The sequence below is a fragment of the Vibrio sp. M260112 genome, assembly GCF_036533775.1.
Taxonomy (GTDB): domain Bacteria; phylum Pseudomonadota; class Gammaproteobacteria; order Enterobacterales; family Vibrionaceae; genus Vibrio.
Genome location: NZ_JATABH010000024.1, coordinates 29,818 through 47,325, shown reverse-complemented (window position 1 = coordinate 47,325; position 17,508 = coordinate 29,818). Strand labels below are relative to the sequence as shown.

General features: G+C 43.4%; 14 protein-coding genes. 10 read left to right on the top strand and 4 right to left on the bottom strand.

Annotated features, from left to right (window positions below; genetic code table 11):
- Positions 1-131 precede the first annotated feature (131 nt).
- On the bottom strand, positions 132-716 hold the full coding sequence (locus tag QTN95_RS11920) for a SpvB/TcaC N-terminal domain-containing protein (protein ID WP_331417621.1): 585 nt from the start codon (positions 714-716) through the stop codon (positions 132-134).
- 58 nt (positions 717-774) lie between these two features.
- The gene (locus QTN95_RS11915; protein ID WP_138972752.1) at positions 775-1,131 is read right to left on the bottom strand and encodes a hypothetical protein; all 357 of its coding nucleotides are present in this window, start codon (positions 1,129-1,131) and stop codon (positions 775-777) included.
- Between the two features lie 429 nt (positions 1,132-1,560).
- Here QTN95_RS11915 and QTN95_RS11910 point away from each other — a divergent pair, with 429 nt between their 5' ends.
- On the top strand, positions 1,561-1,887 hold the full coding sequence (locus tag QTN95_RS11910; protein WP_138972751.1) for a hypothetical protein: 327 nt from the start codon (positions 1,561-1,563) through the stop codon (positions 1,885-1,887).
- Between the two features lie 125 nt (positions 1,888-2,012).
- Here QTN95_RS11910 and QTN95_RS11905 read toward each other — a convergent pair whose 3' ends face one another.
- Together QTN95_RS11905 and QTN95_RS11900 are read right to left on the bottom strand one after the other, a co-directional pair.
- Positions 2,013-4,610, bottom strand: coding sequence for an ExeM/NucH family extracellular endonuclease (locus QTN95_RS11905; protein WP_331417620.1), 2,598 nt, complete (start codon positions 4,608-4,610; stop codon positions 2,013-2,015).
- A gap of 347 nt (positions 4,611-4,957) precedes the next feature.
- Positions 4,958-5,473, bottom strand: a complete 516-nt coding sequence (locus QTN95_RS11900; protein ID WP_138972749.1) for an FxsA family protein — start codon at positions 5,471-5,473, stop codon at positions 4,958-4,960.
- Positions 5,474-5,801: 328 nt separating this feature from the next.
- Here QTN95_RS11900 and aspA point away from each other — a divergent pair, with 328 nt between their 5' ends.
- From aspA to QTN95_RS11855, 9 genes are all read left to right on the top strand, one after another.
- Complete coding sequence (gene aspA / locus QTN95_RS11895; RefSeq protein ID WP_331417619.1) at positions 5,802-7,253, top strand: aspartate ammonia-lyase; 1,452 nt, start codon at positions 5,802-5,804, stop codon at positions 7,251-7,253.
- 152 nt (positions 7,254-7,405) lie between these two features.
- Positions 7,406-8,713: an anaerobic C4-dicarboxylate transporter gene (locus QTN95_RS11890; protein ID WP_331417618.1), complete on the top strand. Its 1,308-nt coding sequence runs from the start codon at positions 7,406-7,408 to the stop codon at positions 8,711-8,713.
- A 481-nt stretch (positions 8,714-9,194) separates the two neighbouring features.
- Complete coding sequence (locus QTN95_RS11885; protein WP_331417617.1) at positions 9,195-10,643, top strand: YfcC family protein; 1,449 nt, start codon at positions 9,195-9,197, stop codon at positions 10,641-10,643.
- A gap of 776 nt (positions 10,644-11,419) precedes the next feature.
- Positions 11,420-12,643, top strand: a complete 1,224-nt coding sequence (gene arcA, locus QTN95_RS11880; protein ID WP_269377084.1) for an arginine deiminase — start codon at positions 11,420-11,422, stop codon at positions 12,641-12,643.
- A 57-nt stretch (positions 12,644-12,700) separates the two neighbouring features.
- Positions 12,701-13,612: a carbamate kinase gene (arcC, locus tag QTN95_RS11875; protein WP_138972744.1), complete on the top strand. Its 912-nt coding sequence runs from the start codon at positions 12,701-12,703 to the stop codon at positions 13,610-13,612.
- Positions 13,613-13,776: 164 nt separating this feature from the next.
- On the top strand, positions 13,777-14,787 hold the full coding sequence (locus QTN95_RS11870; RefSeq protein ID WP_269377083.1) for an ornithine carbamoyltransferase: 1,011 nt from the start codon (positions 13,777-13,779) through the stop codon (positions 14,785-14,787).
- Between the two features lie 415 nt (positions 14,788-15,202).
- Positions 15,203-16,132, top strand: coding sequence for an aspartate carbamoyltransferase (pyrB, locus tag QTN95_RS11865; protein WP_331417616.1), 930 nt, complete (start codon positions 15,203-15,205; stop codon positions 16,130-16,132).
- 17 nt (positions 16,133-16,149) lie between these two features.
- A complete protein-coding gene (pyrI, locus tag QTN95_RS11860; RefSeq protein WP_331417615.1) occupies positions 16,150-16,614 on the top strand; it encodes an aspartate carbamoyltransferase regulatory subunit in 465 nt (154 codons plus the stop codon).
- Positions 16,615-16,917: 303 nt separating this feature from the next.
- Complete coding sequence (locus QTN95_RS11855; protein ID WP_331417614.1) at positions 16,918-17,406, top strand: arginine repressor; 489 nt, start codon at positions 16,918-16,920, stop codon at positions 17,404-17,406.
- Positions 17,407-17,508 lie beyond the last annotated feature (102 nt).

Genomic DNA, 17,508 nt, shown 5'->3' with positions numbered 1-17,508 from the left:
GAGCCCCGTTTACACAGAGCCTTATTGTACTCCGCCCAGTTAGTTATCTTCTTTTTTGCCTTACCCATGCCACCACCGCTCTAACCATCATAAAGGGTCAGATCGCAAGACTCGAAAAAGGTTCAACTGATTTAGGCAACAACGCCGATATCCGCTCGTAGAGGTAACTCTACACGTGAATCTTGAGTAACACCGTACTCATAAACTGAACCATTTTTATACCAAACCTTAAAACTCTCAGGACCACTGCCTGCTTGCCCAAAGGAAACAACCTTTGCATAGCCATTATTTTCAACTCGATACTCAGTTAAGTTACCTCCATCACGTCCGGAAATAGCGACTAATCTCTGTCCATCTAGACAATATCGGTCATTGTTATCAAAGTTAATCCCACCCCAAGCACCATCTTTATAAATGTTTTTTCCACAGCGTGCTATTGACGACAATCCACCTAGACTCCAACCTACTCCCAATATGCCATTAGGTGAGTCACTTCGATACTCTATACTCAATGAAGGCTGATGCCCTGCGCGCCCAGGTGGAACAGATATAGGTAACGAGTAACTCGCCTGACCACCAGAGACCGAAAAACTCCCCGATAGCTCGATGCTTTTACCTCCATCAGCAGTCAGTGAAAATACTGAATTGGAGTAAAACGACGAAAGTAATAAAAACGATAGCACTGTAAAGTATTCAGATATACGAGCTAGTTTCATACTGACCACCACTATTTAAAATACCAATGACGAAGCAAGTTATTCGGAAAGCCATCTCCTAATTACTCTTTTGGATGTAAGTTTTAAGACTCTTCAACTTTTTTTTCAGTTCCTCAAGCTCTGGTGCTGGAGGTAAGGTACTGTGTTCTATATTTTTCTGATATAAATCCACAATATCTTTACTTAACATAGGAAAATCATCCGGTTCAACTTCAATCAAACCGTGCGCCAATGTCTGTTGCAATTGAATTATAGGCGAGGGAAAACTAGCATTCGGGCTCAAAACATGCTTCTCTGGATTAATTATGTTAACTGTAGATAAATCTTCGGCATCCTTATTATTTTCATTAAAAATAACGGAAGCAAAGGAAGCAAATAAAGGTAGTAGTAATAACTTCATTAGATTATTCTTCATGGAACCACCTCTTAAACCTAAAAGAAAGTGCTTTAAATATGTAAAACATCAACTCAATAAAAACAACTTACTTTAAAAAAAACAAAGATAACAATGATAACAACAAAAAGACAAAGCTAATTCAAACTTTAAAAAAATAGTAATTTTCTTACAAAAAAAGAATCCAAAACATATTCATCAAAAAGTAAATGAGCATTTTAAAATCCACCTTTAAAAAACAAACGCCTGAGTATTTCGATAATTGCGTTCAGATTTGATGTGAGAAATTACCTCCCTCTTAAAAAGAAAATACCTACAAATTAAAAGAAAAATAAGTGATAAATTATTATCAATGGTTTTCAATGTATTGGAGGTATCATTTTAAGATCTAAGCTATTAATTTGATAATAAAAAGTGATTAAGATTTTCACATATTACAGAGAGGTCACAATGAAATACATAACACTTCTATTACTTGTAATGTTAAATTCGACGTTTTCATATGCAATAGATGATTTTTATCTAATTAGAGATGTTGAGGTCGAGCTATCAGGGGACACTATAAAGGTCTCGTCTGAACTTGGGGGAAGCATAAACTGTGAAGGAGAAAATGGTGTTGGCGCGTGGATATTAAAAAGTAACAGTGAAGTCTATGATATGGCTAAGTCACTAATTCTTAGTGCATTTATCGCTGAAATACCTGTAATGATTGATTCAAGTTGCGATGAGGAAGGTATTAGGGTGATTGACAATATAATCGCAACAAAACGCGAGTAAAAACCGTCATTCAGGAAATCATAAGTGCAGAATAAAGCTAATAGAATGAAATTGATTCAGAAAATAGAACACCGCCACATCATTCATAGTGTGGCGGTGTTCTTTTTGACTAAAGCTAAGGCCTATTACTTACGACGACGCCATAGAGCTAGACCAAACAGTGACATCATGGCGCCAAAGCCAAATGAACCTGCCATGTTAAGTTCCAGGACCGCAGGATCGTGGTCAGAAGAACGGAAGTGGTCTTTGTACTTAGGTAGATCACCTTTGAATTCATCGTTGTAGTCAAACAATGTCGACTCACCACCATTGATGTGCCAATCAGTGGCATCGACAAAATGCTTCTCTAGACTTGAACTGATTAATAGGTGATCCAGTGCACCAACCTCATCATTGAACGAGTAACTCCAGCTGTTTGGATGTGCTTTTGCTACCGCATTAATGTAACCGTAGTTGTGTGAAATCAACGCACCTTCATCGCCGTATTGCACTTCACCATTAATGTAAGTGTTACGTGCTGCTTTGATTGTCTTAGCGTATTTCTCTTCACTGTAGTCAGTCAGAACCAACATTGGATCTTCCATACCGTAAGAGTTCATATCGCCAAGAATAACTTTGTGACCATCAATTTTGCTCAGTGCATCGCCAAGAGCAACAGCCGCAGCAACACGGAAGTTCTCACATGAGCCTTGCTTATCTAGATCTTGACCGCCCTGACCACCTTGTTCTACTGGCGCTGCATCTTCCCAGCACTTAGAACCTTTTGACTTAAGGTGGTTAATAGCAACAGTGATCTGCTCTTTGGTACCTTTGACTTTAAAGGTAGGTGCCAATGAATCACGCTGGTAGTTCTTACCATCTTCAATCACTTTACCTTTATCATCCACGACTTCTGGAGCTTGTTGGCTTGGCATGGCAATAACTCGAGATTCTTGCAGCTTAACCACTTTTGGACGGTAAATAACCCCTGTGGTAATGACATCTGTACCGATGTAATCATTTTCATCCGTCACCTTGTCGCCATTTGAATCGATAGCAACAATAGCGTAACGATCTTTCTTCTTCTCGATACGAGCATTCAATTGATCAACCAACTGACGGATCGCACCGCTGTCACCAAAACCGTTATTCTCAATTTCCATTAAGCCAACGATATCAGCATCAAGACGCAAGATAGCATTCACAATTTTCGCTTGTTGAACTTCAAATTCTTCGTAATTGTTCGCACCACGGCTATCGCCATGCGGGTTGGTATTACCACCGAATGGTGAGTTGAAGTAGTTCAATACGTTGAAAGTCGCGATGCGTAGGTCGCCCTCTTTCATCTCAATGTCTTGAGTTCGCGGGTCATTACGTACAAAGCTTTCACTTGTTAGAGTATTGGTTGGAATCAGACGGTAATCGCCGTAACTGTAGGTAATCACACCTTCTAGACCAACAATCGTATCATCGATACGGATGTAATCTTCCGTTGAACCATCTTGATCTACATCTGTACGACCAAAGTCTGGGTAATATGGGATTGAGCCATTTGGCGCTTTAGCGTCAGACTCAACAAATAGACGACGCTCTGCGTTCTCGATACTTTGCTGTTTCGCTTCTTCTGAACCCGCGGCAAAATTCTGGTTTGGCTGCATGCTAATGCGGCCTTGAGCGAGAACCATGTTGTTGCGGCGCGCTGCATAGTCATAACCGAAAGTACGAGTGACTCGCATATCCAACGCTTCCGTTGTTCTAACTAGCATGCCCTCGTAGCGCTCAAGAGTGCGATCAAAGTTAGCGTCAGTTGCAAGGATTTCGATATCCGTTGCACTCGGAGCTGCTTGCTCACCCTGCTTAACCCAGTTGTTGTTTTCCACTTTTAGCTGCGTATGGTTGTAGTACTCTTGTACTTTGCCTTTTACACACACGATATCGCCAGCCTGAAGTTCCGAGCTTGACTGGTTAGTATGCACAAATAGGCCTTCTGACGTTTCAGGGTTGTAGTCATCGGTCAGAGCTTGAAGGTAGAAACCTTTAGTTAGCCCAGTCGTCACAGCACTCACAACACCTTTAACAAAGAACTCTTGGTCCGTGATGTATGGATAGCCACTAATGAATGGAGAGGTATCACCTTCGCCTTGTATCTCTTGGATAGAAGTAAAGATTGGCTCAGCACCGTCTTGAGTACAAGCAAACGGCTGTGGAGCCGTACCGCCATCAAGAACACCTAAACCTTGAATACTGTCTTTCGGTAGTGATGACCATTGAGAAGCGTCATAACTAGAAGATGGCGTCATCGCATCCGAATTACGTACTAAGGTGATGTCTGTAGCGAAAGAACTGCCACCCATTACTCCAAGTACATCATGTGCCACACCATCTTTGAGTAGCGCAACAGGATCGTTACCATTAAAGCTCATAACTGAGCCATTTAGGATATCGGCAACGGCTTTGATCTCATTACTCGCGCTGGTATTCGCGACAACCAAAACACTTTGCGCCTCTAATACACGACCACTTAATGACAACTTACTGCCCCAATCACCGACACCATTATTGATTTTCGCCAGTTCATAGCCATCCAGAGAAACCGAACTATCACCCGTATTGGCAATTTCGATCGCTTTGTTGTTGCTGCCACCTTCGACATACTGAGAAATAATTACGTCAGCCATTGCTGGAGACGAGAGAGCACCTGCTACCACTGCTGCAAGTAGCGTTGGAGTAAATTTTTGTTTCATGTTATCCACCATGCATCGCTTCCAATGTCGAACAACAACGAGAAAGCGTGTTCCAAATCACTATTTGTGTAACTACCTATTAAAAAACCATGTCCAGTGTTGACCTTTTTTATGAAACAAAAAATCACATTCAATGACAGTGAGATGCCGATCTCATAGATGTGATGAATAATTGAAGCACAGTCAAATTTTCAACAAAACGGGATAACAGAAGTTTCATTTTTGAGATTAGAGCACTGAATTAATTAAGCTTTCGCTAATTAATAGAATAAAAGCTCTAGTCAGCAGTGTCCTTTTATGTGTATTAAAAAGGCGCTATACAGCGCCTTTTGGAGAAGGTATTAAAGCTATTTCAGCCTGTTATGTTCGTCATCATCCTTACGTTCATACTCGCCCTCAAATGTCGAACCTTGGCTTTGATCATGTCGATAGGAGGTATCGTGATTGAAAGGGTTCTGTCCAAACTGATCGCCGTGAAAACTGCCATGGAATCCACCGCCTACAGATTTAACCACCATTTTACTCATCAGATATTTAGCGATTGCAGACCTAGGCGCTGGTAATAGAACAAGCATCCCCAATGCATCAGTCATAAAGCCAGGTGTTAACAGCAACACACCCGCAACCGCTAACATCACACCTTCAAAGATCTGCTGTGCAGGGAGTTCGCCCTGCTGAAGGCGATGTTGTACCGACATTAAAGTCTGAATACCCTGACTGCGAACCAAAGATGCACCGACAAATGCAGTGATCAGCACCAAGGCAATGGTTGGCCACAAACCTAGGTAGCCACCCACTTGAATAAATAGGCCTATTTCAATAATAGGTACGAAGATAAACAGCAATAATAAGATAGGAAACACACGCCCTCCTTTGTTCGCTTCAGTGTACGTGTTCAACAGGGTGAGCTCAAATTAAAGCAGTAAAAAAACGTGACAAGCATGTGATAAAACACTCAATAAGCCACTACCACTAAAGGGCTATTAATACCCTGTTCATATCTTGCAAAACTTTAACTAAACAAAAGCAAAAAAGGTGATCAAGTTACTATTTTTAAATGCTAGGTACAGTATTATGTGCCACATAAGTCAGGACGGATTATACAGCCAAAAACTCTGCCGAACGGATTCCTTAACTACAGAATGGCTAGAATTGAACTTAATTATCAGAATAAATCTCTAAGGATCCTGTATGGCTACCCTAACTGATGCCCCACAAAAGGCGAATCAAGCAACTCGTATTGAAGAAGACCTACTAGGTGAACGTCACGTTCCTGCTGACGCTTACTACGGTATCCACACTCTTCGCGCTATCGAAAACTTCAACATTTCAAGTACCACCATCTCAGATGTACCTGAGTTTGTTCGCGGTATGGTAATGACGAAAAAAGCGGCTGCACTTGCGAACAAAGAGTTGGGTGCTATTCCTAAAGACGTTGCAAACTACATTCTTGAAGCGTGTGATTTGATCCTTGAAACAGGTAAGTGCATGGATCAGTTCCCATCAGACGTATTCCAGGGTGGCGCTGGTACTTCAGTGAACATGAACACCAACGAAGTCATCGCGAACGTTGCACTAGAACTTATGGGCAAGGAAAAAGGCCAATATGAGTTCATCAACCCGAATGATCACGTAAACAAGAGCCAATCAACGAACTGTGCCTACCCTACTGGTTTCCGCATTGCGGTTTACAACAGTGTACACCAGTTGATGGAAGCGATTGAGTACCTAAAAGGTGCATTCGAACTTAAAGCACAAGAATTCAAAAACATACTGAAGATGGGTCGTACTCAGCTTCAAGATGCGGTTCCTATGACAGTAGGCCAAGAATTCCATGCGTGGGCAGTAACGCTAAACGAAGAAATTCGTGCCCTAGATTACACATCTAAGCTGCTGCTAGAAATTAACCTTGGTGCGACAGCGATCGGTACTGGTCTGAATGCTCCAACAGGTTACCAAGCTCTAGCGGTAAAACACCTAGCCGAAGTAACTGGTCTTGAAGTCGTTCCTGCTGAAGACTTAATTGAAGCGACTTCTGACTGTGGTGCCTACGTAATGACACACGGTGCACTTAAACGTCTAGCGGTGAAACTATCGAAGATCTGTAACGACCTTCGTCTGCTTTCTTCTGGTCCACGTGCAGGTCTAAACGAACTGAACCTTCCTGAAATGCAAGCTGGTTCTTCAATCATGCCAGCTAAAGTAAACCCAGTTATCCCAGAAGTAGTAAACCAAGTTTGCTTTAAAGTTCTAGGTAACGACAACACGGTTTCTTTTGCAGCAGAAGGTGGTCAGCTACAGCTAAACGTTATGGAACCAGTGATTGCACAAAGTGTATTTGAGTCTATCTCTCTACTACACAATGCCTGTGTCAACCTACGTGATAAGTGTATCGATGGCATTACTGTGAACAAAGAAGTTTGCGAAAACTACGTTTACAACTCAATTGGCATCGTGACTTACCTAAACCCATACATTGGCCACCATGAAGGCGATATCGTCGGTAAGATCTGTGCAGAAACAGGTAAGAGTGTTCGTGAAGTTGTCCTTGAACGAGGCCTACTCACTGCGGAAGAACTGGACGATATTCTTTCTGTTGAAAACTTTATGCACCCAACGTATAAAGCCAAACGCTACGAATAATCACCGCAAGAAAGGGCTCCCAAGGAGCCCTTTTTTGGACGCTTACACGTTAACCACACAACGAACAAGGTTTTCTATTCCTATTATCTAACCACTTAGACACTGAGTCGTTAGGTAATTCGAATTATCATTTACATTTGAGAGGTATCAATATGGTGGCAGTCGAACTGTTTGTCGTTCTGCTCTTTATCTATTTAGGAGCAAGAATTGGCGGTATCGGAATTGGTTTAGCGGGTGGTGCAGGTGTTATTGCACTCTCTCTAGTGCTTGGCGTACCAACCAGCCAAGCGTTTATTCCGGTCGATGTTATTCTTATCATCATGTCTGTAATCACAGCAATTGCCGCAATGCAAGTTGCCGGTGGTATGGACTGGCTAGTGCAAGTGGCAGAAAACTTTTTGCGTAAACACCCTGAGCGCATCACCTTTTATGCGCCAATTGTAACTTTCGTCATGACGCTAATGGCAGGTACGGGACATACTGCGTTCTCAACACTGCCTGTTATTGCTGAAGTTGCTAAAGGTCAAGGTGTACGTCCTTCTCGTCCTCTATCTATCGCGGTTGTTGCTTCTCAGATTGCTATCACTGCTTCGCCAATCTCTGCAGCTGTTGTGGCATTCGCGGCTATGCTAGCGCCTATGGGTGTTGATTACCTGACGCTACTGGCTGTATGTATTCCAACAACATTCCTTGCTTGTATGATTGGTGCATTCGTCGCGAACTTCATGGGTAGTGACCTTAAAGATGACCCTATTTATCAAGAACGTCTTGAAAAAGGTCTGATCAAGCTATCAACTGAAACCCAACGTGAAATCTTACCAACTGCAAAAACAGCCACTTACATCTTCCTTGCTGCAATTGGCTTTGTGGTTTGTTATGCCGCTGCAATCTCTGGCTCTATTGGTCTGATCAAAGACCCTGCTCTGGGTCGTAACGAGGCGATCATGACAGTGATGTTGGCAGCGGCGGCGGCAATCGTGCTTATTACCAAAATTGATGCATCTAAAATCCCATCTGCTGCAACATTCCGTTCAGGTATGACAGCATGTGTCTGTGTTCTAGGTGTCGCATGGCTTGGTTCAACGTTTGTCAACGCGCACGTTGCAGGCATTAAAGAGGTGGCCGGTGAATTGCTTGCTGATTACCCATGGATGCTAGCAATGGTACTGTTCTTTGCTTCAATGCTGCTGTACTCACAAGGTGCAACTACCGTAGCTCTAATGCCTGCGGCACTTGCTATTGGTGTTGCTCCGCTAACGGCAGTGGCTTCGTTCGCTGCAGTGAGTGCACTGTTCGTTCTGCCTACCTACCCTACTCTGCTTGCAGCGGTAGAGATGGACGATACAGGTTCAACACGCATTGGCAAATACGTATTTAACCACCCATTCTTTATCCCTGGTGTGGTGACTATTGCATCAGCGGTTGCTCTTGGCTTTACATTCGGTGGTTTATTCATTTAATAAACACGACGATTAAAAAGGGAGCTTCGGCTCCCTTTTTTATTTTGTTTCTCGTAAAAAATTAAGATCACATTTTATTTTTGACTTTAATCAATAAAGTGTTCAAAAACCTTTTATGCATTTTAATCCCGCTGTTTGAATAAAATTCCCGTCAATTCTAATCTACCCCATCAGCGCTTGCTCAACACTAGTTTCTCCATATCGATAAAGAATATTAATCCGCCTATTTCAAACAAATAACCCAAGAAAAAAACACATCCTGACTCAAGCGATTTTCATCTGTATGTTTTTGTGAAGATCACCAAGGTTAATCTCATCTTAATACTTATAAAATGACAACAAAGAACGGAAATATAACGTTCTAAATATTTAAACGAATACCAATAACTTACCCTACCAATAAGTTATTTAATTATTAATAACAATGAGTCGCTGATTCACTTTTATTTATTGGTATATAAATAAAAGTAAGGAGATAGCCATGACAACCCAAACTGTACCGACTGAAGCAAAAAAAGGCGGCTTCTTTGCCAACTTTAAATTCCCTTCTGCATACACCATTCTTTTTGTCTTAATCGCTCTGGTTGCAATGCTGACCTGGATTGTTCCAGCAGGCCAATACGACCGTGCAATGAACGAAGATCTGGGCCGTGAAGTCCCAGTCACCGGAACCTATAAAGCGGTTGAAGGAAACCCGCAAGGTGTTATCGATGTACTTCTAGCGCCTATTGATGGTTTCTATGACCACAATAGCTATGAAGCAGCGGCTATCGACGTTTCTTTATTTATCCTTGTTATCGGTGGTTTCCTTGGTCTTGTGACCAAAACAGGTGCCATTGATGCGGGTATCGAACGCGTTACCCATCGTTTGCAAGGCCGTGAGGAGATGATGATACCGATCCTGATGGCGCTATTCGCTGCAGGTGGTACTGTCTACGGTATGGCTGAAGAGTCATTACCATTCTACACCCTTCTTGTCCCTGTCATGATGGCTGCACGCTTCGACCCACTTGTTGCAGCGGCAACGGTACTACTCGGCGCAGGTATCGGTGTACTAGGTTCAACCATCAACCCATTTGCTACTGTTATCGCAGCGAATGCATCTGGTATTCCATTTACCGATGGCATCATGTTACGTGCGATTATGTTGGTTGTCGGCTACGGCATCTGTGTAGCATACGTTATGCGCTACGCTCGTATGGTGCGTGAAGACCAATCTAAATCAATCGTTTACGACAAATACGAAGAGAATAAGGCTCACTTCTTAGGCAACCAATCTGACGAAGGTCTTGAGTTCACTACCACTCGCAAAGTTATCCTGACTATCTTTGGCGGCTCATTTGGTGTGATGATCTACGGCGTATCAGTTGCTGGATGGTGGATGGCAGAAATCTCTGCGATGTTCCTAGCAGCAACAATTCTTGTCGGCTTAGTTGCTCGCATGAGCGAAGAAGAGTTCACTAATAGCTTTATTGATGGTGCACGTGACCTACTAGGTGTCGCACTGATCATCGGTATCGCGCGCGGTATTGTTGTGGTCATGGACCGAGGTATGATTACCGACACGATTCTGTTCTCTGCTGAACAAATGGTTACAGGTCTTTCATCTGTTGTGTTCATTAACGTGATGTTCTTCCTTGAGATCTTACTGTCATTCCTAGTGCCTTCTACCTCTGGTCTAGCGGTCCTAACAATGCCAATCATGGCACCGCTAGCAGACTTCGCAGGCGTAGGTCGAGATCTGGTTATCACTGCATACCAATCTGCATCTGGCTTAGTTAACTTGATTACACCAACATCAGCAGTGGTTATGGGTGGTCTTGCTATTGCTCGCGTACCCTACGTGCGCTGGGTTAAATGGGTCGCACCACTACTTGCCATCCTGACTCTATTCTGTATTGCAGTGCTAAGTATTGGCGCTCTAATCTAGGTTTCTTTTCCTAACCCTGGCTCACAAGGTAGTGAGCCCACTCAAAACCGCCTTCGGGCGGTTTTTTTTGTTTTGTAGCGAATAAAGGATTTGCTCTGTTCAAAAACAGGCTCGCTCAATACCTTTACCTCCTACCTTCTCACGCCCTTGCAAACCGCTGTGGCCTCTTTTGCCCATAAGTCAGGTCCAAATTCCCTCTATGGCGTGCCTATTATCCGTACCAAGCGTTCATCAGTATGCCGATGCTTTTCCGTTAATTAGAAAAAGTATCAAATATAATTAATTAAATTAATCCACTCACCAATATCGAATAATTGAATTCAAAATCCTTAATGTGATCGAGATTACATTTACCACCAAATATTTTGTTATAAAACGATTAAATACACTTACAAAAACACTTAACTAGGGAGATTTACTGCATATTTCAATCTTATTCAGACATTAATCAATATAATCACAATGCATATTCTTCCTCATATCAAATATTTACTTAGCCTGTTGAATAACTGAATGCATAAAATTCCACGACAAGCGGCTTTTTAGGGGTGTTACAGCTCAATAACAACTGCATAGATATTGTTAAAAGCCTTATAAAACAAGGGCTGGAGCATAAAAAACGTTCTGTGATTGATCTCTAAGAAACCTACACCAACAGGCGTAATATGAATTCCAGAAACAAAATAAGTGAATAAATAAATTCACACCTCAATTCCCTACAAATTAATTATTAGTTTTTAAATAAAGACTAATTATAAAATAAGAGAGATACGATCATGAGTAAGTTTTACGTAGGTTCTGAAATCGGTCAATTACGTCGCGTTCTTGTTCATCGTCCAAGACGAGCTCTAACTCACCTGACGCCTTCTAACTGTCACGACCTGCTATTTGATGACGTATTAGCGGTAGAGCGTGCAGGTAAAGAGCACGACGTATTCACTCAAACTTTGCGCGATCAAGGTGTTGAAGTTCTTCTTCTTACTGATTTGCTTGCTGATACGCTAGCAGTAGCTGAAGCAAAAGATTGGCTTCTAAGCCGTCAGGTATCTGATTACCGTTTGGGCAAAACATTCGCTAACGACGTTCGCTGCTACCTAGGTGATTTGCCAAACCTTGAGCTTGCTAAGATCCTTACTGGTGGTCTTTCATACGCAGAAATGCCAATGAAGTCATCTTCAATGATGCAAGGTCTGCATGCTCCAACTGACTTCATCATCGAACCACTTCCAAACCATCTATTCACTCGCGACACGTCTTGCTGGGTTTACGGTGGTGTATCTATCAACCCAATGGCGAAACCGGCTCGTCAACGTGAAACAAACCACGTACGTGCTATCTACCGCTGGCACCCAACCTTCGCTGGCCAAGACTTCATTAAGTACTTCGGCGACGATGAAAACATCAACTACGACAACTCTACGATTGAAGGCGGTGATGTACTCGTTATCGGCCGCGGTTCAGTGCTTATCGGTATGTCTGAACGTACAACCGCTCAAGGTGTTGAACATCTAGCGTCAGGCCTGTTCAAAAACGGTCAAGCGAAACAGATCATTGCAATGGAGTTACCTAAACACCGCTCTTGCATGCACCTAGATACTGTAATGACGCACATGAATGAAGATACCTTCTCTGTCTACCCAGAAGTTATTCGTAAAGACGTTAAGTGCTGGAGCCTAACTGGCGATGAATCAGGCAAAGTAAATGTGAAAGAAGAAGGCTACTTCGTTACTGCTATCGAGAAAGCACTAGGCGTAGACAAGCTAAATCTAATCACCACTGGTGGTGACAACTTCCACGCAGAACGCGAGCAATGGAACGACGCTAACAACGTTCTTACGGTGAAACCAGGCGTGGTCATTGGCTACGAAGGCAACACTTACACCAACGAGAAATACGACAAAGCAGGTATCACGGTTCTACCTATCCCAGGTGACGAGCTAGGTCGTGGTCGTGGCGGTGCGCGCTGCATGAGCTGCCCAATCGAGCGTGATGGTATCTAACTAAGTGATTTGTGGCAGGAGCCCTATTGCTCCTGCCCCTGCAGAGAGATTAAAGCAATGACTAAACAAACAGTAGTAGTAGCACTTGGCGGTAACGCCCTACTTCGTCGCGGTGAGCCACTAGAAGCAGAAGTTCAACGCCATAACATTGAAATCGCGGTAAAAACGATTTCTGAAATTGCCAAAGAGTACAACGTGGTACTGGTACACGGTAATGGTCCACAAGTAGGTCTACTCGCTCTTCAAGGATTGGAATACAAGAAAGTATCTCCATACCCACTTGACGTACTGGGTAGCGAAACACAAGGCATGATCGGCTACATGCTAATGCAAGAGTTCAAGAACCAAATGCCTGACATCAACGCGACTTGCATGTTGACTCAAATGACGGTTGATCCAAACGATCCTGCGTTTGCTGACCCAACTAAGCCTATCGGTCCAATCTACGAAGAAGCTGAAGCGCGTGAAATGGCTGAGAAGTACCAGTGGACTATCAAACCAGATGGCAAACACTTCCGCCGTGTCGTACCAAGCCCACAACCAACTGGCATCATCGAGCACGAAGCGATTACTAAGCTCATCGATGAAGGTCACCTAGTTATCTGTACTGGCGGCGGTGGTATTCCAGTTAAACGTGAAAACGGCAAACTGGTTGGCGTCGAAGCCGTTATCGACAAAGACATGTCAGCAGCATTCCTAGCAAAACAGCTGGATGCGGATGCGCTACTTATCCTGACTGACGCCGACGCGGTTTACCTAGACTGGGGCAAACCAACTCAACATGCACTGCGCAGCACCACTCCTAGTGAACTGGCCAAATACCAATTTGATGCTGGCTCAATGGGACCAAAAATCGAAGCGTCATGTGAGTTCGTTAAACAAGGCGGCAAAGTGGTCGGTATCGGCTCACTAGAAGATGGTCTTCGCATCCTACAAGGCACTGCGGGCACCAATATCACTAAAGGTTAACACTGCTGACAGTTTGAATCGGGTCAGAAGCCTTGTGTCTCGTTGAATTAGCGAGGCTTCTGAACCCCAACTGTCATCAAAGGCAAAAATACTCAATTTATTACTGCGCTTTCTACCTCTTTCCCTGCAACCAGAAAGCGTTAAACGATAAGAAGGAAAACATCATGGCTTTCAACCTACGCAACCGTAACTTCCTAAAGCTACTAGACTTTACTCCACGTGAAATCCAGCACCTATTGGATCTTTCTGCGGAACTTAAAAAAGCAAAATACAACGGCTATGAGCAACCTCGTCTAAAAGGCAAAAACATTGCGCTAATCTTCGAGAAAACGTCAACTCGTACTCGCTGTGCCTTTGAAGTTGCGGCATTTGACCAAGGCGCTCAAGTTTCTTACTTAGGCCCATCTGGCTCTCAAATCGGTCACAAAGAATCAATGAAAGATACTGCGCGTGTTCTTGGTCGCATGTATGACGGCATCGAATACCGTGGCTTTGGTCAAGAGATCGTTGAAGAGCTAGGCGCTTACGCTGGTGTACCAGTATGGAATGGTCTAACAGATGAATTCCACCCAACTCAAATCCTAGCTGACTTCCTAACTATGATGGAACACGGCCGTGGTAAACAACTGCATGAAATCAAGTTTGCTTACCTAGGTGATGCACGTAACAACATGGGTAACTCACTCATGGTTGGTGCGGCTAAGATGGGTATGGATATTCGCCTTGTAGCGCCAAAAGCATTCTGGCCAGAAGAGCAGCTTGTTGCTCAATGTCGTGCAATCGCTGAAGAAACTGGTGCGAAGATCACCATGACAGAAGACGTTCAAGAAGGCGTTCAAGGCTGTGATTACCTATACACTGACGTTTGGGTATCTATGGGTGAAGCGAAAGAAGCTTGGGCTGAGCGTATCAACCTAATGATGCCTTACCAAGTCAATATGGACATGATCAAAGCGACGGGTAACCCAGATGTGAAATTCATGCACTGTCTACCAGCGTTCCATGGTGAAGATACAACTGTTGGTAAACAACTAGCTGCGGATTACCCACAACTAAAAGACGGTGTTGAAGTAACGGATGAAGTTGTTGAATCTAAACACTCTATCGTGTTCGATGAAGCAGAAAACCGCATGCACACTATCAAAGCGGTAATGGTGGCAACTCTAGGCGACTAATCGAACTGCAGGGGAATGCGGGTGGCATTTGGCAAGGAGAGTAAAATCCCCCTGAATAAAACCCGCATTTTTTTTCACACAGTTTGAAACAAATTCGTCAACAAAACGCCTTAAAGCAAGTTCTCACAACGGCTGGGAAAATAGAGCGAAAATATGCGAAATTCGCATAAAAATCCATTTTTTGGATAGTTTTCGCAAACGCTTGCAAGGCGTTTTTTTGTACGTATAATCCTCCGCAATTTGTCTAAGGAGAAAACAATGACACACATATCCACCATCGAACGCTGTTGCAAAACACGCCCAGAGTCGGGGGTGTTATCTGTTTCATTTTCTCCATTTATTCTATTTTGAAGCCTCCTATTTTTAGGGGGCTTTTTTTTGTCTGTCATCCTGATTCGAGACGAGGAAAACTGCTATGGCGCATTCGTTATTTAACAAGCACATTATCTCCATCCCAGAGCTCAGCCGTAAAGAGTTAGAGCTGGTTGTCGACACAGCGGCAAGGCTAAAAGCTGAACCGAATCCTGAGTTGCTTAAGAACAAAGTGGTTGCAAGCTGCTTCTTCGAGCCTTCAACGCGCACACGTCTTTCTTTCGAAACTGCGGTACAGCGTTTAGGTGGTACAGTGATTGGCTTTGATAACGGTGGTAACACTTCACTGGCCAAAAAAGGCGAAACGCTGGCAGATTCCGTGCAGGTAATTTCATCGTATGTTGATGCCTTTGTGATGCGTCACCCACAAGAAGGCGCTGCACGTCTAGCTGCTGAATTTTCTAACGGTGTACCTGTCATCAATGGCGGTGACGGAGCGAATCAACATCCAACTCAGACTCTACTGGATCTTTTCTCTATCTACGAAACTCAAGGCACTTTAGATAACCTAAATGTGGCTTTCGTCGGTGACCTAAAATATGGCCGTACTGTCCACTCTCTAACTCAAGCACTAGCAAAATTCGATAACGTACGATTTTTCTTTATCGCGCCAGAGGCATTAGCGATGCCTGATTACATTTGTGAAGAACTTGAGGAAGCAGGAATTCAATTTAGCAACCACACCAATATCGAAGATGTCGTATCTGAATTAGATGTGCTGTACATGACCCGTGTTCAAAAAGAGCGCTTTGACGAGTCAGAATACGCGCACATCAAGTCCGCATTTATCCTCACAGCAGACACGCTTAAAGAGGCTCGCGACAATCTTAAAGTTCTACACCCACTGCCGCGTGTTGATGAAATCACCATTGATGTAGATAAAACCAAGCACGCTTACTACTTCGAGCAAGCAGAAAACGGCGTATACGCCCGCGAAGCTTTATTGGCACTAGTACTTAACGAAAACATTTAATAAGCAGGAGAGACATCATGGTGAAAGAAACTCAACTTCAGGTAGAAGCGATTCGTAACGGCTCTGTGATTGACCATATCCCTGCGCATATCGGTATCAAAATTCTTAAGCTATTTAAGATGCACAAAGCAAACCAACGCATCACGATTGGCCTTAACCTACCTTCATCGGCACTTGGTTCAAAAGACCTGATCAAGATCGAAAACATCTACCTGACGAAAGAGCAAGCGAGCCAGTTAGCTCTGTATGCTCCAAAAGCTACCGTCAATCAGATTGAAGAGTACAAGGTGATAAGTAAGCTGAATTTGACCTTGCCAGAAAGCATTGAAAGTGTTTTCGAATGTCCTAACAGCAACTGTATTTCACACGGAGAGCCCGTTGAAAGTCGATTTAAAGTGCAACAGAAACATGAGAATGTGCAGTTAAAATGCCACTACTGTGAAAAAGTATTCTCTCGTGAAATCATGACTGAAGCGCGTTAATTCAACAGGTATCTAATCCTGCAACGCAACGCCCTTTACCGCACTGGATATTTATTCGCAGCAGCGAATAAATATCCACACTCAACAGAATTTCAGCTCACAAAAAACCGCAATGACCAGTTGTTTGTTTGGCGATCTCTTTCACAATGCCACACAAAATTTGGTGTTAATCTATTTATCAAACGACAAATCAAATCACCACAGAAGTGATTGCTCACAATTAAACAGCACTTATATGGAGTTATGTGCTGATACCAGCATGGATGATCGTATTCCTACGCCATGTTTTTTTGAGGAGTTCCCATGAGCGAAACTCTAACCTCGGTCACCGTTGATTACAGCGAAGATAAAACTCTTACTGCGGCTTGTAAGCGTCTTCTTCAGCAGCAGAGCTTTAGCACGCAAAACGAGCTGCGCGAAGCATTAGTTCTTATTGGTTTCGAAGGCATAAGCCAGTCAACCGTATCTCGACTACTTTCACAATTAGGGGTAGTTAAAGTACAGAATGCTTGCGGTAAAAAGGTTTACTGCATAACAGTAGAAACTGCACCCGTTCGTGTAGGGTCCTCTATCTCATCGCAAATTGAATTCATTACTCACAACCAATCAATGGTTGTCGTTAAGACGCACCCAGGCAGTGCGCAATTGGTCGCCCGCCTTGTCGATATCGACCCACATACTGAAATTCTTGGTACTGTTGGCGGTAACGATACGGTGCTGGTGATTCCAAAAGATACCAATAATATCGAAGCCTGTGAAAGAGTCGTTCGCGCTCGCCTAGGTGTTTCTTAGCACTCTATCTGTTTCACACCCCTCTAGAACGGCGAGGGGTGTGGCTAGCACTTGACGAATATCTGTAATAATTCCATCAAGTTGGAACTTATTCGCGCTTTC